Annotated in this window: 19 protein-coding genes; 11 read left to right on the top strand and 8 right to left on the bottom strand. The window is 71.1% G+C overall.

Annotated features, from left to right (window positions below):
* The first annotated feature begins 109 nt into the window (after positions 1-109).
* Positions 110-622, top strand: coding sequence for a type III secretion system chaperone family protein (locus AC067N_RS13555; RefSeq protein WP_478679036.1), 513 nt, complete (start codon positions 110-112; stop codon positions 620-622).
* Positions 623-650: 28 nt separating this feature from the next.
* On the opposite strand, the gene AC067N_RS13550 is transcribed toward AC067N_RS13555, so the two are convergent.
* On the bottom strand, positions 651-1,943 hold the full coding sequence (locus AC067N_RS13550) for an MDR family MFS transporter (RefSeq protein WP_478679035.1): 1,293 nt from the start codon (positions 1,941-1,943) through the stop codon (positions 651-653).
* 260 nt (positions 1,944-2,203) lie between these two features.
* Here AC067N_RS13550 and AC067N_RS13545 point away from each other — a divergent pair, with 260 nt between their 5' ends.
* Entirely contained in the window at positions 2,204-2,965 is a 762-nt protein-coding gene (locus tag AC067N_RS13545) for a phosphoglyceromutase (protein ID WP_478679034.1), read from the top strand.
* Positions 2,966-3,065: 100 nt separating this feature from the next.
* Here AC067N_RS13545 and AC067N_RS13540 read toward each other — a convergent pair whose 3' ends face one another.
* Both AC067N_RS13540 and AC067N_RS13535 read right to left on the bottom strand, forming a co-directional pair.
* On the bottom strand, positions 3,066-3,560 hold the full coding sequence (locus AC067N_RS13540; RefSeq protein WP_478679033.1) for a DUF5959 family protein: 495 nt from the start codon (positions 3,558-3,560) through the stop codon (positions 3,066-3,068).
* A gap of 55 nt (positions 3,561-3,615) precedes the next feature.
* Positions 3,616-3,831 carry a hypothetical protein gene (locus AC067N_RS13535; RefSeq protein WP_478679032.1) on the bottom strand — a complete coding sequence of 72 codons (216 nt, stop codon included), beginning with the start codon at positions 3,829-3,831 and terminating at the stop codon, positions 3,616-3,618.
* 297 nt (positions 3,832-4,128) lie between these two features.
* On the opposite strand from AC067N_RS13535, the gene AC067N_RS13530 reads away from it, so the two are divergent.
* Complete coding sequence (locus AC067N_RS13530; RefSeq protein WP_478679031.1) at positions 4,129-4,893, top strand: hypothetical protein; 765 nt, start codon at positions 4,129-4,131, stop codon at positions 4,891-4,893.
* 322 nt (positions 4,894-5,215) lie between these two features.
* Here AC067N_RS13530 and AC067N_RS13525 read toward each other — a convergent pair whose 3' ends face one another.
* The 4 genes from AC067N_RS13525 to phoU form a co-directional block, all read right to left on the bottom strand.
* Positions 5,216-6,127: a GNAT family N-acetyltransferase gene (locus AC067N_RS13525; RefSeq protein ID WP_478679030.1), complete on the bottom strand. Its 912-nt coding sequence runs from the start codon at positions 6,125-6,127 to the stop codon at positions 5,216-5,218.
* Positions 6,128-6,546: 419 nt separating this feature from the next.
* Positions 6,547-6,795 (bottom strand): SCO4226 family nickel-binding protein, encoded by a 249-nt coding sequence (locus AC067N_RS13520; protein ID WP_468103080.1) that lies wholly within the window; start codon positions 6,793-6,795, stop codon positions 6,547-6,549.
* 280 nt (positions 6,796-7,075) lie between these two features.
* Positions 7,076-7,237 carry a hypothetical protein gene (locus AC067N_RS13515; protein ID WP_468078562.1) on the bottom strand — a complete coding sequence of 54 codons (162 nt, stop codon included), beginning with the start codon at positions 7,235-7,237 and terminating at the stop codon, positions 7,076-7,078.
* A 247-nt stretch (positions 7,238-7,484) separates the two neighbouring features.
* Positions 7,485-8,174 carry a phosphate signaling complex protein PhoU gene (gene phoU / locus AC067N_RS13510; protein ID WP_478679029.1) on the bottom strand — a complete coding sequence of 230 codons (690 nt, stop codon included), beginning with the start codon at positions 8,172-8,174 and terminating at the stop codon, positions 7,485-7,487.
* Between the two features lie 433 nt (positions 8,175-8,607).
* Here phoU and phoR point away from each other — a divergent pair, with 433 nt between their 5' ends.
* Both phoR and phoP read left to right on the top strand, forming a co-directional pair.
* Complete coding sequence (gene phoR / locus AC067N_RS13505; protein ID WP_478679028.1) at positions 8,608-9,864, top strand: two-component system sensor histidine kinase PhoR; 1,257 nt, start codon at positions 8,608-8,610, stop codon at positions 9,862-9,864.
* Positions 9,861-10,541, top strand: a complete 681-nt coding sequence (gene phoP / locus AC067N_RS13500; protein ID WP_033322296.1) for a two-component system response regulator PhoP — start codon at positions 9,861-9,863, stop codon at positions 10,539-10,541. Before phoR ends, phoP begins: the two co-directional genes overlap by 4 nt.
* 187 nt (positions 10,542-10,728) lie before the next feature.
* Here phoP and AC067N_RS13495 read toward each other — a convergent pair whose 3' ends face one another.
* A complete protein-coding gene (locus tag AC067N_RS13495) occupies positions 10,729-11,415 on the bottom strand; it encodes a copper chaperone PCu(A)C domain-containing protein (protein ID WP_478679027.1) in 687 nt (228 codons plus the stop codon).
* A 640-nt stretch (positions 11,416-12,055) separates the two neighbouring features.
* On the opposite strand from AC067N_RS13495, the gene AC067N_RS13490 reads away from it, so the two are divergent.
* The 6 genes from AC067N_RS13490 to AC067N_RS13465 all read left to right on the top strand — a co-directional run bounded on the left by AC067N_RS13490 (position 12,056) and on the right by AC067N_RS13465 (position 18,571).
* A complete protein-coding gene (locus AC067N_RS13490; protein WP_003953493.1) occupies positions 12,056-12,538 on the top strand; it encodes a CarD family transcriptional regulator in 483 nt (160 codons plus the stop codon).
* A gap of 280 nt (positions 12,539-12,818) precedes the next feature.
* Positions 12,819-13,583, top strand: coding sequence for a 2-C-methyl-D-erythritol 4-phosphate cytidylyltransferase (gene ispD / locus AC067N_RS13485; RefSeq protein ID WP_478679026.1), 765 nt, complete (start codon positions 12,819-12,821; stop codon positions 13,581-13,583).
* Positions 13,573-14,070 (top strand): 2-C-methyl-D-erythritol 2,4-cyclodiphosphate synthase, encoded by a 498-nt coding sequence (gene ispF, locus AC067N_RS13480; RefSeq protein ID WP_478679025.1) that lies wholly within the window; start codon positions 13,573-13,575, stop codon positions 14,068-14,070. The genes ispD and ispF overlap by 11 nt, the downstream gene beginning before the upstream one ends.
* A gap of 211 nt (positions 14,071-14,281) precedes the next feature.
* A complete protein-coding gene (gene cysS / locus AC067N_RS13475; RefSeq protein WP_478679024.1) occupies positions 14,282-15,700 on the top strand; it encodes a cysteine--tRNA ligase in 1,419 nt (472 codons plus the stop codon).
* 117 nt (positions 15,701-15,817) lie between these two features.
* The gene (gene rlmB, locus AC067N_RS13470; protein WP_478679023.1) at positions 15,818-16,759 is read left to right on the top strand and encodes a 23S rRNA (guanosine(2251)-2'-O)-methyltransferase RlmB; all 942 of its coding nucleotides are present in this window, start codon (positions 15,818-15,820) and stop codon (positions 16,757-16,759) included.
* Positions 16,760-16,864: 105 nt separating this feature from the next.
* Positions 16,865-18,571 carry a DoxX family protein gene (locus AC067N_RS13465; RefSeq protein ID WP_478679022.1) on the top strand — a complete coding sequence of 569 codons (1,707 nt, stop codon included), beginning with the start codon at positions 16,865-16,867 and terminating at the stop codon, positions 18,569-18,571.
* Position 18,572 lies beyond the last annotated feature (1 nt).

Genomic DNA, 18,572 nt, shown 5'->3' with positions numbered 1-18,572 from the left:
GAGCCCAGAGCCCACGGCCGAGGGCTCGCGCCAACGCCGGTACGCGGAGCGGCGGCCGTACGCCCGCCGTGGCCGTACCCAACCCCCTACCGGCGGGTAGGCTCGCCCCATGGCTGACGCAGCGGCGATCATCGAGCAGGTCCTCACCGAGGCCGAGCTGGAGTGGGAGAGTCCCGGTCCCGGCGCCTACGTGGTGAAGCTGCCCGGCACGCGCAAACTCTCCACGACCGTCTCCCTGCTCGTCGGCAGGCACTCCCTCTCCCTCAACGCCTTCGTGATCCGCCACCCCGACGAGAACGAGGCCGGCGTCCACCGCTGGCTCCTGGAGCGCAACCTCAAGCTGTACGGCGTGAGTTACGCCGTCGACCAGCTCGGCGACGTGTACGTCACCGCCAGGCTGCCGCTCGCCGCCGTCACGCCGGAGAGTATCGACGGCCTCCTCGGCCAGGTCCTGGAGGCGGCGGACGGCGCCTTCAACACCCTCCTGGAGCTGGGCTTCGCCACCGCGATCCGCAAGGAGTACGCCTGGCGTGTGTCGCGCGGCGAACCGACACACAACCTGGACGCGTTCAGCCACCTGACACGGGACGAGGGGGGCCGCGGGACCGCCGGCCAGAGCTGATCTCCGGCGGATTACTCCGGCGGACGACTCAGGCGGAACCCAGCCCGGCACCGGCCTCCGGGGTCGCGGCGGCGGCCTGCTCGGCGGGCAGGTCGTCCACCGGTTCGACTCCCTCCGGCCCTTCCGGCGTCCCCCGCATCAGCAGCCAGTAACCGGCGCCCGCCACGGTCCCCACCACCGCGCACAGCCCCCACAGCCACTCCGCGCCCCACCGGTCGATGACCACACCGGACATCACGGGTGCGACGAGGGCGGCGACGGACCAGGACATGGTGTACATGCCCTGGTAGCGGCCCCGGCCGTGGACGGGGGAGAGGCGGACGACGAGGCTCGTCTGGGTGGGGGCGTTGACGATCTCGGCGAGGGTCCACACACAGACGGTGAGGGCGAAGACGCCGATCGAGCCGGCGAAGGCGGTGAGGCCGAAGCCGTACCCCGCGAGCACGGAGGAGATGACGAGCAGCCGCCCGGTGTCGCGGTGCTCGATGAAACGCGTGACCGGGATCTGGAGCGCGACGATCAGCACGCCGTTGACGGCGATCGCGAGGCCGTAGTCGGCGGGGGAGAAGCCCGCCTCGCCCATGGCGACCGGCAGTCCGACCGAGCCCTGCTGGAAGATCACCGCGACGAGGAAGGACAACCCGACGACGCTCATGAACCGCCGGTCGCGCAGCACGGTCCCGAGGCCGACCTCGTCGGCGGCGGCCTTCTCCGCCGTCGTCCGTTCGGGCCGCGACTCCGGCAGCTTCAGGAAGACGACGATCGCGCACACGAGGGTCATGCCCCCCTCGATCAGGAAGCCGGCGAGATAGCTCACCTCGGCGATGAAACCGGCGGCCATGGAGGAGACGGCGAAGCCGAGGTTGATCGCCCAGTAGTTCAGGGAGAACGCGCGCACGCGGTCCTCGGGCCGCACGATGTCCGCCATCATCGCCTGCACCGCCGGCCGGGAGGCGTTGCTGGTGGCGCCGACGAGGAAGGCGACGGCGGCGATGGCGACGGGGTCCTTCACGAAGCCGAGCAGGGCGACGGAGAAGGCCGTGGAGGCCTGGGCGATCAGCAGGGTGGGCCGCCGCCCGAGCCGGTCGGCCATGACGCCGGCGCCGAGCGAGGAGATGACACCGCCGAGGCCGTGGAGAGAGGCGACCAGACCGGCGTACGAGGCGGAGTAGCCGCGGTCGAGCGTCAGATAGAGCGCCATGAACGTGGCGACGAACGCGCCGAGCCGGTTGACCAGCGTGCTCGTCCACAGCCACCAGAACTCACGGGGCAGCCCCGAGACGGACTCCCGGACAGCGCGTCTGGCAGCGGCGAGTGGCATGACGGTCCCCCACGACGTAAGCGGCTGAAGCGGTGAACACAACTTACGAACGGGGGCGCGCGCCGGACCACCCAATTAACAGACACCGTCAACTGACGAGGCGAGCCGAGAGCGCCCGCCGCGAGGCCCCGGCGACCGCCCGCCACGACCGTCCGCCTGCAGGCCGAAACCGCCGGCCGACGGGACCGTCCGCCCGCCGGAACTGTCCGCCTGTCGGCCATATGGGCGACGTCTCCCGCCCGTCTATTACGCTCGGGGCCATGGCCGACGCACCGTACAAGCTGATCCTCCTCCGCCACGGCGAGAGCGAGTGGAACGAGAAGAACCTGTTCACCGGCTGGGTGGACGTCAACCTCACGTCGAAGGGCGAGAAGGAGGCGATGCGCGGCGGTGAGCTGCTGAAGGACGCCGGCCTGCTGCCCGACGTGCTCCACACCTCCCTCCAGAAGCGCGCGATCCGCACCGCCCAGCTGGCCCTCGAGGCCGCGGACCGCCACTGGATCCCCGTCCACCGTTCCTGGCGCCTCAACGAGCGCCACTACGGTGCCCTCCAGGGCAAGGACAAGGCGCAGACGCTCGCCGAGTACGGCGAGGAGCAGTTCATGCTGTGGCGCCGCTCGTACGACACCCCGCCGCCCCCGCTGGAGGACGGCACCGAGTACTCCCAGTCGGGCGACGCCCGCTACGCGTCGATCCCGCCGGAGCTGCGCCCCCGCACGGAGTGCCTGAAGGACGTCGTCGTCCGCATGCTCCCGTACTGGTACGACGGCATCGTCCCGGACCTCCTCGCGGGCCGCACGGTCCTCGTCGCCGCCCACGGCAACAGCCTCCGCGCCCTCGTCAAGCACCTCGACGGCATCTCCGACGCCGACATCGCGGGCCTGAACATCCCCACGGGCATCCCCCTCTACTACGAACTCGACGCCGCCTTCACCCCGGTCACCCCCGGCGGCAGGTACCTCGACCCCGAGGCGGCCGCCGCGGCGATCGAGGCGGTCAAGAACCAGGGCAAGAAGAAGTAACTAGAGCTGATTAAGCCCCCTACCTGCGGATTGTCCGCTGGTAGGGGGCTTCTTGGTGGGGCTGGGCCCTCTCTGGGCCGTCAGTTGCCTGGCCGGGCCGTCAGGCGTTTCCGGCACACCGCCACTCGTAGGCACCAGGTGATGTCTCGACGACCTCGCTAGGGAAGACCTCGCGCACTCGGGCGAGTAGGGCACGCTGCTCGCTGGCCCATGTTCCCGATGGTGCGAACAGCGGCACGGTGACAGTGACCCCTGACGACGGCCCGTCGTGAACAGACACCCAGAGACCGCGGCTCTCGTCAGGCTTGAACTTCATTGAGGGAGTCCGCCCGGAGTTGAGCCACATGGCGAACTGACCGGACTCCAGGATTGCCAAGGCGTCCTCCCAGTCCTCCAGGTCCTCAGGGAGGAGAGTCACCGAGAAGGTGGCGTTGACGGATTCCGCCACGATGGCGATCTCGCAGTCGAGGAAGTCGTGGCCGGTCAGGATTCCGGGTTGATATCGGCCCAGGACGCGCACGGAGACACTGTGACCGCTGGTGCCGGGCTTGTCGGCCAGGTGGATCAGATCGACGACGCCATCCGTGGAGTCCATGGATTCCCTCCCGAAGTAACCAGGTCCGAGCATCCTGCCGCACCGCCCGCAGACCTCACGCTCCGGGGATCAGGCCCCTCGGGCCGTGGAGCACCTGCGAGAGCAGTCGGCGTTGGTCTGAAGGCAGTTGCAGGAGCACCCAGCCCAGGCTCTCCATCATCTTTACCGCGGAGTCGGGAGCCACTTCCTCGTCCCCGCAGCTCTCCAGCCACCACACGATGTCGGCGAGCAGGCCGGTGAGTGCCGGCACAAGCGGATCACTGTCAGTCATGCAGGCAACTTGGCCAAGCCCGACGACACGCCCCGTGCACGTGTACCGAGGAGGATTCCTCCGGAAGCCGCCCTCGGCCCGTGCATGGCCGACTGGGGAGGGGTTCCTCCACCGCGAGCCTCATGGCGATCGCCGGGATCCCGGGCACCGTACCGGCCTCTCGCCTCGCGCAAGGCGGGGACCGTCTGATGCCCCATTGTGATTCGCGGGTGTACAACCCCGTGCGGATGCCGGCCGTCTGTAAGGCGCTGGAGGGATGAGCCTTCGGTGCCTTTCCGTAAGGAGATTGGGGATCAGGTGGGGAAGCAGCTCTGGAGAGTCGTCGTAGCCGGTGGTGCGGCGGCGGTGTTCACGGCCGTGGCTGCGGCGCCGGCCGGGGCGGCCGAGGGCGGGGTCTCGTTCACCCGTGTCCAGGTGAACGGCGGCAAGCCGATTGTGATCGGGGTGTCGAAGGAGGTCGCGGTGCCCGCGTCCTTCCGGATGGCGACCACTCACAAGTGGAAGTGGCCGGCGGTGTTCCTGTACCGGGGTGGTGCGGGTGACCGGCTGTGGCACGCCGTCGAGACGAGCGACTGCATCAAGGTGAGCCCGGGCGTCTGCGACTTCAAGGAGACGATGTACTTCGACCCGAGCGTGTGGGACATGCGTAACAGCGAGGCCGGGGTCTGGAAGGTCGGGGCCGAGGCGTACTTCGAGGGTGGCGGTGGTGACACCGACGGCATGGATCTGACGGTCCGCGTCAAGCGCAACTCCCGCCTGTCCGTGAACGCCTCGCCCGAACCGGTGTCCAAGGACGGGACCATCACCGTGACCGGGAAGGTCACTCGGGCCAACTGGGAGACCAGGAAGTACGCCTCCTACGGAGGCCGCCTGGTGAGCCTGCAGTTCAAGCCTGCCGGCACCGCCTCCTACACCACGGTGAAGAAGGTGTACGCGAACGGCTCGGGTGATCTGAGGACGACCGTGAAGGCCTCCAGGACGGGTACGTGGCGCTGGGTGTACTACGGGAACACCACCACCGGGCCGTCGACGTCGTCCGGGGACAGCATCGTGGTGAAGTGATGTCCGCGGTGCTGGCGGACCGGTGGGGACGGAGCCGGCGGTAACGGATGTCCGGGGAACCAAAGGCCCCGGAGGAGACTCCGGGGCCATGTGTGGGGCGGTGGTCATGCGCGGCCCGCCTACCGGTCGCTCACACCCCCAGGGCTCTGGCAAGAGGTCGGACGTTCGGAAGCGGGTCCCGTGCACTGGCCGCTCTGCCCTGCTCCGTTGCCCCCGTTGGTGGGAGGCTTCGGATCGGCGAAGGCATGGGCCGAGGCGCCGAAGATGCCGGCCGCGGCGAGCAGCGCGGCCGCCACTACCCGTCCCATGTGCTTCATCATTGCTATGCCCCTTTCTCGCCTTTGGGGGTGCAAGAGGCCTGTCCGGGGGCGAAGCCTGCGGCCAGGTCGTGTACCACCACATCGGTGAGGCGGACGTAGCCGAGGCGCTGGTAGAGGGCGTTGCTGGTGGGGTTGGCCGCGTTGGTGTAGAGGACGACGTCCGTGGCGCCCGCGGTCAGGGCGGCCCGGCTCACCTCGGTCGTCACCGCGGCCGCGTAGCCCCGGCCGCGGAGGTGGGCCGGGGTGTAGACGGGGTCCACCCGGGCCATGCCGGCGACCATCGGGTTCACGCCCGCCATGGAGACGGGGGTGCCGTCCGGGGTCTCCCAGTACGTGTAGCGCTTCTCGGCGAAGCGGGTGTGCGCCCACGACGCGGCGTCGATCGTGACGTCCTCCTCGACGTCCGCTGCGAACTCACGGCACCACTGCATGAGGTGCTCCTGGTCCCCCTCGCCCACGAGTCGGCCCCGGCCCTCCGGGTGCGGGTCCGGCGGGGTGAGCGTGCCGAGGCGGTACAGACGCAGCCGGACACGGGGCGTCGCCGTCGCGCCCGTGTGCCGGTGCCAGGCCTCCGTGAAGGCCGTCGCCGTGTCCTCGTCGGCGGTGACGGACGGCAGGGCCCACCCCAGGGCCACCAGGCGGGCCGCGAGGGTGTCGGCCTGCTCCGGGGTGAGCGGGGTGACGTTCATCCCGCGGGACGGGAAGCGGAAGAACGTGGCCTCGACCTCGCCCCCTCGCTCCAGCCTGCCGAGCACGGGGAACCGGCCCTCGTACGCGTCCGCCCCTAGCGTGCGGAGCTTCTCCGTGACCGAGAGCGGCGTGGTGTGCAGGGCGGGGCGCGAGCGCAGGAACCGCCCGGCTCGGGCGAGGAACTCGTCGACGTCGTCAGTGAGGTGCCAGTCATCCGGACGCATGCCTCATGATCCCGGACGGCCTCCGCCGGGAGGAGGCGGATGCATGGAATCCGGCCGCGGGGAGACACCCACGTCCGCGGGGCCACGGCACAGCGGCGGGCGGGGGACCCCTGGCCGTTCCGGGGGCGGCGCCCACACCGTGCCCGAGCCGTGTCCGGGGCCGCGCGCCCACGCCGAGCCGTGTCCGGGGGCGCGCCCACGCCGAGCCGTGTCCGGGGGCGCGCCTACGCCGAGCCGTGTCCGGGGGCGCGCCCACGCCGTGCCCGGCCCGTGCCCGGGGCCGTCCAGGCCGTGAACAGTGGCCGGGAATCGCCGCAAGGCGACCTCGGCGCAGCCGCCGGGCGCCGCGCCGACGGGGTGTCCGGCGGGGTGGGCCGGCCCGGCGGGAGGCACTCCCGCGTTCCCGGCGGCGGGTGGGGTCAGACCGTCAGCGGGACGGGGTGGACTTCGTCCGCCTTGTGGCCGGTGCGTTCGTGGATGCGCTGGACCGCTTCGGCGGACGGGGCCTCGGAGAGGCAGTAGACCGTGCCGGACTCGGGATCGGCCCAGGCGCGCTCGAAGTGGACCCGCTCGTCCTTCTCTATGGCGAGATCGGCATTGTGCGCCTCTCGCAGCTGCTCGGCGGTGATGCCCTTCATCCCGTGGTGGACGTCCATGAACTTCGCCATGGCCTCGCACCTCCTTCTTTCCTGGCCGTACCACCATGCTGCGCCCATTCGCGTACTGCCGCGCGGGCTGACCGCGCCGGTGGGCGTGGCGGGCCCTGCCACGCGGGCGCGCGACCCGAACGCCGGGCGTGGCGGGCCCCGCGGTGCAGGCGCGACCCGAACCCCGGGCATCGCAACACGGCGAAGGGAGAAGGGGCCCGTCCTGGGACAGGCCCCTTCTCCAGCGTCCGCGGGAGGGATCGGTGCGTCCCTCACCCGGACAGGCGCGACCGCGTGCCGCTCAGCCGCACTGGCACGGATTGCCGGACTGGCACCCGCACGCGCAGCCGGAACCGCAGCCGCAGGCGCCGAACAGGGGCAGGGACTTGATGTCGGCTGGCTGCTGGGTGTCCCGGGTCTGCGTCGGGTCGGGCGTGCTGGGGCTGGCGGGGGATTCGGCCATGGTCCCTCCTCGAAGGCTGGTGCCTGTGCCCATTGGATGCCCCATTGCATGCCGGTTCAGCCGGGCGCATCAACGGCGCACGGAGGCGTCCGTACACCCGGCGTAGGCTCCACGCGCCCGCCCTTCCACCAGGACCGCACGCCCTCCGGAGCACCCACGGGAGGCGCCACCCAGCCGCCGGCACCCCACCCCCGGAGCCCTCCGTCACGCTGCCGCGGAAACCGCCTCGCCCGCTCCCCCGGGAGCCCTACGCCCCCTCGACCCCGGTCACCGGCTGGATTTCGGCCTGGAGCTCGTCCGCGTGCTCGCCGGTCACCAGGTACACCACGCGCTTGGCGACGGAGACCGCGTGGTCGGCGAAGCGCTCGTAGTAGCGGCCGAGGAGGGTGACGTCGACCGCCGTCTCGATGCCGTGCTTCCAGCGGTCGTCCATCAGGTGCTGGAAGAGCGTGCGGTGGAGGAGGTCCATCGCGTCGTCGTCCTGCTCCAGCTGGAGCGCCAGGTCGACGTCCTTGGTGATGATGACCTCGGCCGCCTTGGCCATGAGCCGCTGCGCGAGCTGGCCCATCTCCAGGATCGTGGCGTGCAGGTCGCGCGGGACCGCCCGCTCGGGGAAGCGCAGCCGGGTGAGCTTGGCGACGTGCTGGGCGAGGTCGCCGGAGCGCTCCAGATCGGCGGACATACGCAGGGAGGTCACGACGATACGAAGGTCCGTCGCCACCGGCTGCTGGCGGGCCAGCAGGGCTATCGCGCGGGCCTCCAGGTCGTGCTGAAGGTCGTCGACCTTCTGGTCGGCCTCGATCACGCTCTCCGCCAGCTTCAGGTCGGCGTCGAGGATCGCCGTCGTGGCGCGTCCGATCGCCGACCCCACCAGTCGGGCCATCTCGACCAGGCCCTCACCGATCGAGTCAAGTTCCTCGTGGTACGCGTCCCGCATCAGGGTGTCCCTCTCTTACGTGCGTCTGCTCGTGGGTTTCCGAAAAGGCCGTGCCCGAAAGCCGTGCCGCCACACCGACGGCCGTGCCCCCATTCTCCGGAAGCCCTGCCGCCACCCGGCGGTAGCCGTCCTCCGTTGCGGGAGCCGTACCGCCCTGTCGACGACGGTCGTGTTCCGTTTTCGGAAGCCGTACCGTCACATCGACGGCAGCCGTGCCCGTGCGAAGGCGCGACCGCCGTTCCGCCGGACCTAGCGGATGCCGGCCCGGGGGGCCCGGATGAACCCCACGCTCCCACGTTCCGGCCTGTACGCGTCCGTTTCCGCCACCCCAAATGAACCATCACTGGCTCCAAGGTGAACTCTGGGCGACGAGTGTTCGAGGTCGCCCCTCGGGAGCTGTGGGGATGTCCGACCTCGTGCCTAACCTGGATGCATGGACGTGAACGCGGCGGTCGCCGCAGCGGCTGCGATCGCCGGTGTGCTCACCGGCGTCATCGCCATGCTGGCGTTCCGCTTCAGCGAGCGCGAGCAGACGCGTCCGACCAGGACCTCCCTGCACACGGACGCGGTGCTGCCGCCCGGCGTGGACACCGTGCTCTCCGTGCTCCGCTCCTCCGCCGTGGTGCTCGACGAGGGCGACTCCGTCGTCAAGGCCAGCTCCGCCGCGTACGCCCTCGGGCTGGTGCGTGGCGGGAAGCTCGCCGTCGAGCCGATGCTCCAGATGGCGCGCGACACCCGCCGCGACGGCGAGATACGCCAGGTCGAGCTGGACCTGCCCCGGCGCGGCACCGGGCGCGGCGAGGCCCTGGCGGTCTCGGCGCGCGTCGCTCCGCTGGGCTCCCGGCTCGTGCTGCTGCTCGTGGAGGACCTCACCGAGGCCCGTCGCATCGAAGCGGTACGGCGCGACTTCGTGGCGAACGTGAGCCACGAGCTCAAGACCCCGGTCGGTGCCCTGTCCCTCCTCTCGGAGGCCGTCATGGGCGCCAGCGACGACCCGGAAGCGGTGGAGCGCTTCGCGGGGCGGATGCAGATCGAGGCCACCCGGCTCACCAACCTGGTGCAGGAGCTGATCGACCTCTCCCGGGTGCAGAACGACGACCCGCTGGAGGACGCCGAGCCCGTCCGGGTGGACGAGCTGGTCGCCGAGGCCGTCGACCGGTGCCGCCACCAGGCCGGCGCCAAACAGATCACCATCGCCGCCGGCGGCACCGCCGAGCTGAAGGTGTGGGGCAACCGCGGCCAGCTCGCCGCCGCCCTCGGCAATCTCGTCGAGAACGCCGTCAACTACTCCCCGGCCCGCACTCGTGTCGGCGTAGCCGCCCGCACGGTGACCGCACCCGGTGGGGACTTCATCGAGATCGCCGTGACCGACCAGGGCATCGGCATCTCCGAGAAGGACAAGGAGCGCATCTTCGAGCGCTTCTACCGCGTCGACCCGGCCCGTTCCCGCCAGACCGGCGGCACGGGTCTCGGACTCGCGATCGTCAAACACGTGGCGGCCTCGCACGGCGGGGAGGTCACGGTGTGGAGCTCGGAGGGCCAGGGCTCCACGTTCACCCTCAGGCTGCCGGAGGCGGGCGCCTCCCGCGACCGCGCAACGCACCACCCGGACCTCGTCGACGAGGACGGGCAACCGCACACCGAGTCATCCCCGTACGAACCGCATCCCGCCCCGGAGGTCCTTCCGTGACCCGAGTGCTCGTCGTCGAGGACGAGGAGTCCTTCTCCGACGCCCTGTCCTACATGCTCCGCAAGGAGGGCTTCGAGGTCGCCATCGCGACCACCGGCCCCGACGGACTCGACGAGTTCGAGCGCAACGGCGCCGACCTCGTGCTCCTCGACCTGATGCTGCCCGGCCTGCCCGGCACCGAGGTCTGCCGTCAGCTGCGCAGCCGCTCCAATGTCCCGGTGATCATGGTCACGGCCAAGGACAGCGAGATCGACAAGGTCGTGGGCCTGGAAATAGGAGCCGACGACTATGTCACCAAGCCCTTCTCCTCGCGCGAGCTCGTCGCCCGTATCCGGGCCGTACTGCGCCGCCGCGGCGAGCCCGAGGAGGTCACCCCGGCCGCGCTGGAGGCCGGTCCCGTCCGTATGGACGTCGACCGTCACGTGGTCACCGTCTCCGGCTCCAAGGTCGACCTCCCCCTCAAGGAGTTCGACCTGCTCGAAATGCTGCTGCGCAACGCGGGCCGCGTGCTGACGCGCATGCAGCTCATCGACCGTGTCTGGGGAGCCGACTACGTGGGCGACACCAAGACCCTCGATGTTCACGTCAAGCGCCTGCGCGCCAAGATCGAGCCGGACCCCGGCGCGCCGAGATACCTGGTCACGGTGCGGGGCCTCGGCTACAAGTTCGAGCCGTAGGCCGGCGACTTCCGTCGGCGACCCCAGGCCGTCGGCATCCGGCCGTCTGCGTCCGTCCGTGTGCATCCGTCCGCCGGCGTCCGTCCGTCGGCCGGAGGGGGCCATGGCCTGCCGGCTCCGCCGTACGACGAAGGGCGGCACCCCGCGTGGGGGTGCCGCCCTTCGTGATGCGTCGGGTGTACGGCGCTCAGTTGCCGGAGGCAGCCTCGGACTCGGAGGCGGACGGGGAGCCGGACGAGCCGGCGGCGGTGCCCTCCTCCTCGGCGGCGCCCTCCTCGTCCGGCGAGCCGGAGGCGGACGGCGAGCCGGAGGCCTCGTCGGACGGGGTGGCGCTCGTGGCCGGGGCCTCGGGGATCTCGGTCGGCCCCCACTTCTCGAAGTAGTGCTCGGCGGGGACGACGAAGGCGCGCAGGCTCACGTCACCGGTCTCGCTGAAGGTGAAGGTGACCTTCTGGGCGTTGCCGTTCTGGACGGAGGAGCCGATGGCCGACAGGACGGCGGAGGCGTTGCCCTCGCCGCCCAGGATGACGGAGCCGCCGGCCGGGACGACGACCTTGCCGCCCTTGCCCTCGCCCTTGACCGGGGTGATCTCGGCGGTGCCGGCGCCTTCCACGGTGACGGAGTCCAGCGTCTGGTCGCTCGTGGAGCCGTTGAACAGGGTCGCGGAGACGACCGCCGGGCCCTTGGCCGCGGCGTCCGGCTGGGTCACCACGATCGCGTTCTGGATCTTGATGTCCCCCACGGTCGTCGCCGCGTTGTCCGGCTTGATCTGGAGCGTCTGGGCGTTGCTGCCGGCGCTGCACGCGGCGAGCGAGGCGATCGAGAACGCGAGGGCGGCGGCGGCGAGTGCGCCGCGTCGAAGGCTGCTGCTCACGGCGGCGGCAACTCCTTGAACGTGGGCGATACGTGATCGGTAGCGGGCTTAGGTTACCGAGCCGCCCCATCACGGCCGCACCCGACCCTCCCCAAGTGCCCGGCGAGTCACCGGAAGCAATTGGCGGACGGGTCACCCGCGGCCTCGTCCGGCATTCACATAACCCCCACCGATCCCTTCCCGCCGCCGCTCGATTTCCGGCAAGGAATGCCGGCCGGCACGGAAAATCGATCAGCCGCCAGAACCTCCGCAGAACCCCGCCGGAACGGCCCCGGAACCCCTCCCGAACACGATCCGGTAACGGCGGAACATCTCCCGGAGATCTAACTCCTTGATCAATTCCGGATTCGTCTCGTACCCGACTCCGCCCACCGAACGGAGTAACGGAAGTCGCACACTTGGAGTCGGACAAAGTAGGACGTTCGGACAGTCGAGGAGTCCTCCGGATGCGTGTAGCGTACGCGTTTCACTCCGCCCGGAGAGCCGCTCCGACCTGCGGATACCCACTTCCGTTCGCCCCTCGCAGCACGTTCCTGTCGCTGTTGTCAAGCCCCGAGATATGCCCTGACCTGCGAAAACGCCATTCAGAACGCGTCGTATCCGTGTTACCCTGGATAGCCACGGAAGGGGTACCTGTCACATGACGTTCAAGGTTGGCGACACCGTGGTCTATCCCCATCACGGGGCCGCGCTGATCGAGGCCATCGAAACTCGCCAGATCAAAGGCGTGGACAAGACCTACTTGGTGCTCAAGGTCGCCCAGGGTGACCTGACGGTGCGCGTACCGGCGGACAATGCGGAGTTCGTGGGTGTGCGTGACGTGGTCGGTCAGGACGGCCTGGACCGGGTCTTCGAGGTGCTGCGCGCACCGTACGCCGAAGAGCCCACTAACTGGTCGCGCCGCTACAAGGCAAACCTGGAGAAGCTCGCCTCCGGCGACGTCATCAAGGTCGCGGAAGTAGTCCGTGACCTGTGGCGTCGTGAGCGCGAGCGCGGACTGTCCGCCGGTGAGAAGCGCATGCTCGCCAAGGCCCGCCAGATCCTGGTGAGCGAGCTCGCCCTCGCGGAGAACACCAACGAGGACAAGGCCGAGGCCCTGCTGGACGAGGTCCTCGCGTCCTGAACTGACTGAGGCAGGCAGCCAGCCCGCTCAGCCGCTCAGCGCAGCAAACGAAATGCCGCGGTGCCCGATGACAGACGATGTGTCGCCGGGCGCTGCGGCATGTTCGTACCCGGTCGCCGAACCGGATGCCGTACGACGGGGTGGGGTCCCCGATACTGGGCGTGCCGGGCCCGGGCAGCTGGCTCGACCAGATGTCACGGAAGGGTCCGGTCAAGATGTCGCGCCCGGCACGCTGTGGCCATACCCACGTAGGCCGAGCACACAAACCTGACAGGAACCGATGTCTGACGATTCGCGTCCTTCGCCCTCCGGGACCGGCGCGGGAGCCCGTACGGCGGCCGTGATCCCGGCCGCCGGCCGGGGCGTACGCCTCGGTCCGGGCGCCCCCAAGGCACTACGGGCACTGAACGGCACCCCCATGCTCATCCACGCGGTACGGGCCATGGCCGCGTCCCGCGCCGTCTCCCTCGTCGTCGTCGTGGCGCCGCCCGACGGTGCCGCCGAGGTCAAGTCCCTGCTCGACGCGCACGCGTTGCCCGAGCGGACCGACTTCCTCGTCGTACCCGGCGGTGAGTCACGGCAGGAGTCCGTGCGCCTCGGCCTCGACGCGCTGCCGCCCGGCTACGACATCGTGCTGGTGCACGACGCGGCGCGCCCGCTCGTCCCGGTCGACACGGTCGACTCCGTCATCGAGGCCGTACGGGACGGGGCGCCGGCCGTGGTGCCCGCGCTGCCGCTCGCCGACACGGTCAAGGAGGTCGCGCCGGCGGCCGCGCCCGGCGCGCCGGAGCCGGTCGTCGCCACGCCGGAACGGGCGCGGCTGCGGGCGGTGCAGACGCCGCAGGGGTTCGACCGGCAGACCCTGGTCCGGGCGCACCAGACGGTCACCGGAGAGGTCACCGACGACGCGAGCATGGTGGAGCGGCTCGGGGCGCGGGTCGTGGTCGTGCCCGGGCACGAGGAGGCGTTCAAGGTGACCCGCCCGCTCGACCTGGTCCTCGCCGAGGCGGTCCTGGCCCGCAGGAGGCTGAACGATGGCTTCTGAGACGCCCGCTGTGGTGCTCCCGCAGGTCGGCATCGGCACCGACATCCACGCCTTCGAGGAAGGGCGGGAGTTGTGGTGCGCAGGGCTGAAGTGGGAGGGGGAGGGGCCGGGACTCGCCGGGCACTCCGACGCGGACGTCGTGGCGCACGCCGCGTGCAACGCGCTGTTCTCCGCGGCGGGCCTCGGTGACCTGGGACAGCACTTCGGCACGGGCCGGCCCGAGTGGTCCGGGGCGTCCGGGGTGACCCTCCTCGCGGAGGCCGCGCGCATCGTGCGGGACGCGGGGTTCGTGATCGGCAACGTGGCGGTGCAGGTGGTGGGGCCGCGGCCGAAGATCGGCAAGCGGAGGGACGAGGCCCAGAAGGTGCTGTCGGAGGTGGTCGGGGCGCCGGTCTCCGTCTCCGGCGCCACGACGGACGGGCTCGGGTTCCCCGGGCGCGGCGAGGGGTTGATGGCGGTCGCCACGGCGCTGGTCGCGCGGGTCTGAGTCGCCGGGCGCCCGGCGGGGTGGGGGTGCCGCTCTCGCCGGCGGGTGCGCGTGAGTGGAGGCCCCACGACCCACCCGCACCCGCCGACGAACCCGTGCCCCTCACCCCCATCGGGCGCCCCGGCCCGGCGGCGCGGCCACGTGTCACGAATTCGTGGCCCTTCGTCCCGAGCGGCGCAGCGCACTGCCGGTTGCCCACTACCCTGGAGGCGTGACTATTCGCCTGTACGACACCAGCGCCCGGCAGATCCGTGACTTCGACCCCATCACGCCGGGTTGTGTCTCGATCTACCTGTGCGGTGCCACCGTGCAGGCGGCCCCGCACATCGGGCACATCCGGTCGGGGCTCAACTTCGACATCATGCGCCGGTGGTTCGAGTACCGCGGGTACGCCGTGACGTTCATCCGGAACGTCACGGACATCGACGACAAGATCATCGCGAAGGCGGCCGACCAGGGCCGCCCGTGGTGGTCGATCGGCTACGAGAACGAGCGCGCCTTCAACGACGGCTACCACGTGCTCGGTTGCCTGCCGCCGACCTACGAGCCGCGTGCCACCGGGCATGTGACCGAGATGGTCGAGATGATGCGCGGGCTGATCGAGCGCGGCCACGCCTACGAGGCCGACGGCAACGTGTACTTCGACGTGCGGTCGTTCCCCGAGTACCTGCGGTTGTCCAACCAGGAGCTGGACAACCTGCTGCAGCCGTCCGGCGAGGGCGAGACCGGCAAGCGCGATCCGCGTGACTTCGCCATGTGGAAGTCGGCGAAGCCGGGCGAACCCACCTGGGAGACGCCCTGGGGGCGGGGCCGGCCGGGCTGGCACCTGGAGTGCTCCGCCATGGCGCACAAGTACCTGGGCAGCGAGTTCGACATCCACGGCGGCGGGCTGGACCTGATCTTCCCGCACCACGAGAACGAGATCGCCCAGGCCAAGGCCTTCGGTGACACCTTCGCCCGGTACTGGGTGCACAACGCCTGGGTCACCATGAGCGGCGAGAAGATGTCCAAGTCGCTGGGCAACTCGGTGCTCGTGAGCGAGATGGTCAAGCACTGGCGGCCCATCGTGCTCCGCTACTACCTGGGCACCCCGCACTACCGGTCGATGATCGAGTACAGCGAGGAGGCCCTGCGCGAGGCCGAGTCGGCGTTCGCCCGTATCGAGGGCTTCGTGCAGCGCGTCGTCGAGAAGGCGGGCGGGATCGTCGAGCCCGCGGCCGACGTGCCGCCGGCGTTCGCCGACGCGATGGACGACGACCTGGGCGTGCCGCAGGCGCTGGCCGTCGTGCACACCACGGTCCGCCAGGGCAACAGCGCGCTGGCCGCCGACGACAAGGAGGCCGCCGTGGCGCGCCTCGCCGAGGTGCGGGCCATGCTCGGCGTCCTGGGCCTGGACCCCCTCGAACCCCACTGGGCCGGAGAGGGCGGCGACCGGGGCGAGACCGTGCTCAGCAAGAGCGTGCACGGCGTCGTCGACAGCCTTGTCGGTCTGGTCCTCCAGCAGCGCGAGGCCGCCCGGGCCCGCAAGGACTGGGCCACCGCGGACGCCATCCGCGACCAGCTCAACCAGTCCGGCCTGGTCATCGAGGACAGCCCCGACGGTCCGCGCTGGACGCTCGGTCCGCGCTGACCCGCGATCACCTTGATCGATTGTGCCGCCCGGCCTTCCGGGCGGCACACTGCATAGACGAGACTTCAATGCCGTACACGTGCACGTGTACGCAAGCTTCCAGGAGACGGGTAGGTCATGGCCGCTAACAACCGCCGCATGTCCGGCAAGAAGGGCGCGCAGGTCGGCAGTGGCGGCCAGCGACGCAAGGGTCTTGAGGGCAGGGGCCCGACGCCCCCCGCCGAGATGCGCAAGGGGCACAAGAAGAACCGCATCGCCAACGCCAAGGCCAAGCAGACGGCCCGCCGCCCGGTGGCGCGCGGCCGCGGCGGCCGGGGCACCTCGGAGATGGTCGTCGGCCGCAACCCGGTCGTCGAGGCGCTGCGTGAGGGCGTGCCCGCCACCATGCTCTACGTCCAGCAGTTCATCGACAACGACGAGCGGGTGCGCGAGGCGCTCCAGCTCGCCGGTGAGCGCGGCGGCATCCACCTCATGGAGGCGCCCCGCCCGGAGCTGGACCGCATGACCAACGGGCTCAACCACCAGGGCCTCGTCCTCCAGGTCCCGCCGTACGAGTACGCGCACCCCGAGGACCTGGTGGCGGCGGCGTTCGACGAGGGCGAGGACCCGCTGATCGTCGCTCTCGACGGGGTGACCGACCCGCGCAACCTCGGTGCCGTCGTCCGGTCCGTCTCCGCGTTCGGCGGCCACGGTGTCGTCGTACCCGAGCGGCGCGCGGCCGGGATGACCGCCGGTGCGTGGAAGACGTCCGCGGGCACGGCCGCCCGTACGCCCGTCGCCCGCGCCACCAACCTCACGCGCGCGCTGGAGGCCTACAAGAAGGCCGGCGTCGTCGTGGTCGGACTGGCCGCGGACGGCGAGGTCGAGGTGGGCGAGCTGGAGGCCCTCGAGGGGCCCGTCGTGATCGTCGTCGGAAGCGAGGGCAAGGGCCTGTCCCGGCTCGTCGGTGAGACGTGCGACTTCCGGGTACGGATTCCGATGCCCGGTGGGGCGGAGTCACTGAACGCGGGTGTCGCGGCCGGGGTCGTGCTCTACGAGGCGGCGCGGCGCAGGGGCTGAAAAGCGCCCCACCCTGGGGTTCGGGGCGTTCTGGATCACCTTGACGCGGTCCGGACAGATCCATGGCGGTCAAGACAGTGTCCTAACGTCACGTCACTCGGTTAGATGAGCGTGGACACCAGAACACCCCGCACACCCACGGGGGACCGCTCGTCGGGATTCGACGACGCTCCCGCGCTGAGCATGGTGAAGGTGCCGAGCGATCCGGCGCAGGTCATCGTCAACAACGTGAGTTTTCGCGTGCAGTTGGCCACCTCCACGCGGCCCTCCCCGCGCATCGCACGGCACCTGAGCGCCACCGAGAACACCGCGCGCTTCCCCGTCGTGGGGACGGCGGGGCGGGTCGGTGGGGCCGGCGCCGGGCGCCGTCGCGCCCCCGTCGTCTGGAGCGGGAAGTCCGCGCCGGACGACACCGGAGCGCACCGCCTCCTCCAGGCGGTGCGTCAGGCGGGCGCCACCCGGGTCATCCCGCGCGTCGGCGTCACGCGGACCGGCGCCAGCGCCGGCGGGCAGGACACCCGAAGCGGGACCTACGGCGGCGACCTGACCGTCGACACCGTGGAGACACCCACCGTCGGCGGCCAGCGGACGCACGGCGATCACGCCGCCGCGGAGGGCACCCGGCTGCTCCCCGCCATGCGCCCGGCCGGCAGCGTGTACGACGAACCGGGATACGCGCGCGACGACGCCTACGCCGACGGCGAGTTCGAGGACCCGTACGCCGACGAGGACGAGGACGGGACCGACGAGCGGTCCGATCGGCGGAGCGGCAACGAGCCCGTCCGGCACGGCTATTACCCCGGGCGCCGGATGAACCTCGGAGTGGTGCTGCTGCCGCTGCGCGTCATCCTCGGGTTCATCTCCGCTTACGCCGGTATGGGCAAGCTCTGCGACCCGCACTACTTCGACGGCGGCCGGCGCGGCTCCATGGTGAAGTGGCTGAACACGCTGCACCCGTGGGAAGTCGCCGAGCCGCTGCGGCAGTTCGCGCTGGAGCACCCCGTCGGTTCAGGTCTCGTCATCGCCTTCGCCCAGGTCATCGTGGGCGTGGTGACGATTCTCGGCCTCTGGCAGCGGCTCGCCGCCGCGTTCGGGGTGCTGCTGTCGGCGGCGCTGCTCGTGACCGTCAGCTGGAAGACCGCCCCCGTCTACGAGACGCCCGACATCATCTACCTCGCCGCCTGGTCCCCGCTCGTCATCGCGGGCGCGCCGGTGTACTCCATCGACGGCAGGCTCGCGGGCGGCGCCTGGCGCCGGCTCGGACCGCGGGCCGACATCTGGCAGCTGCGCCGGTACGTGCTGCGCCGGGGCGTGCTCGTGGCCACCGTCGTCGTCGGGCTCACGCTGCTCGCCGGGTCGCTGCTCGGCGGTGCGGTGCGCGACGCCGACCGCATCGTCGTGCCCGGCCCCGGGGAGGCGCCTCGCAACGAGCTGCCGGGTTCGCCGTTGCCGGGAGAGCCCAGCAGGAGCCGTGAGGCCGGGGGCAGCCCCTCCGCGTCAGGCTCGCCCACCGCGGGCGCCACGTCCGCGAGCCCCACACAGGGGGCGACCACGACCCCGAGCGCGACCGAGGACGCCGCGACGGTCACCGGGGGGCAGCCGAGCGAGAGCCAGGGGACGGCCGGGCAGGTGCCGCCGCAGCAGTCCGTCCCGGTCGAGCAGGCACCGAGTACGACCGCCGGGCCCAGCTCCAGCGGAGGCGCCGGAGGCTCCGGCGGTACGACCGCGGGTCCCAGCGGCTCCTCCGGGGGCTCCGGTGGCAGCACCTCGGGCGGAGGACGGCCGGGGCTGGTGGGCGGACTGCTCGGGTAGG

The organism is Streptomyces sp. NPDC042364, from assembly GCF_056437585.1.
The sequence above is the reverse complement of the archived record's forward strand: the minus strand, read 5'-3'. Positions and strand labels throughout refer to the sequence as shown.

Bases quoted from the DNA above. Each gene is read 5' to 3' on its own strand.
- AC067N_RS13515 (WP_468078562.1), bottom strand. From the start codon at position 7,237: ATGGCCGAATCCCCCGCCAGCCCCAGCACGCCCGACCCGACGCAGACC.
- ispD (WP_478679026.1), top strand. From the start codon at position 12,819: ATGTCTGACGATTCGCGTCCTTCGCCCTCCGGGACCGGCGCGGGAGCC.
- AC067N_RS13525 (WP_478679030.1), bottom strand. From the start codon at position 6,127: ATGCGTCCGGATGACTGGCACCTCACTGACGACGTCGACGAGTTCCTC.
- rlmB (WP_478679023.1), top strand. From the start codon at position 15,818: ATGGCCGCTAACAACCGCCGCATGTCCGGCAAGAAGGGCGCGCAGGTC.
- AC067N_RS13520 (WP_468103080.1), bottom strand. From the start codon at position 6,795: ATGGCGAAGTTCATGGACGTCCACCACGGGATGAAGGGCATCACCGCC.
- phoR (WP_478679028.1), top strand. From the start codon at position 8,608: ATGGACGTGAACGCGGCGGTCGCCGCAGCGGCTGCGATCGCCGGTGTG.
- AC067N_RS13465 (WP_478679022.1), top strand. From the start codon at position 16,865: ATGAGCGTGGACACCAGAACACCCCGCACACCCACGGGGGACCGCTCG.
- AC067N_RS13550 (WP_478679035.1), bottom strand. From the start codon at position 1,943: ATGCCACTCGCCGCTGCCAGACGCGCTGTCCGGGAGTCCGTCTCGGGG.
- AC067N_RS13555 (WP_478679036.1), top strand. From the start codon at position 110: ATGGCTGACGCAGCGGCGATCATCGAGCAGGTCCTCACCGAGGCCGAG.
- AC067N_RS13535 (WP_478679032.1), bottom strand. From the start codon at position 3,831: ATGACTGACAGTGATCCGCTTGTGCCGGCACTCACCGGCCTGCTCGCC.
- AC067N_RS13545 (WP_478679034.1), top strand. From the start codon at position 2,204: ATGGCCGACGCACCGTACAAGCTGATCCTCCTCCGCCACGGCGAGAGC.
- AC067N_RS13490 (WP_003953493.1), top strand. From the start codon at position 12,056: ATGACGTTCAAGGTTGGCGACACCGTGGTCTATCCCCATCACGGGGCC.
- ispF (WP_478679025.1), top strand. From the start codon at position 13,573: ATGGCTTCTGAGACGCCCGCTGTGGTGCTCCCGCAGGTCGGCATCGGC.
- phoU (WP_478679029.1), bottom strand. From the start codon at position 8,174: ATGCGGGACGCGTACCACGAGGAACTTGACTCGATCGGTGAGGGCCTG.
- AC067N_RS13540 (WP_478679033.1), bottom strand. From the start codon at position 3,560: ATGGACTCCACGGATGGCGTCGTCGATCTGATCCACCTGGCCGACAAG.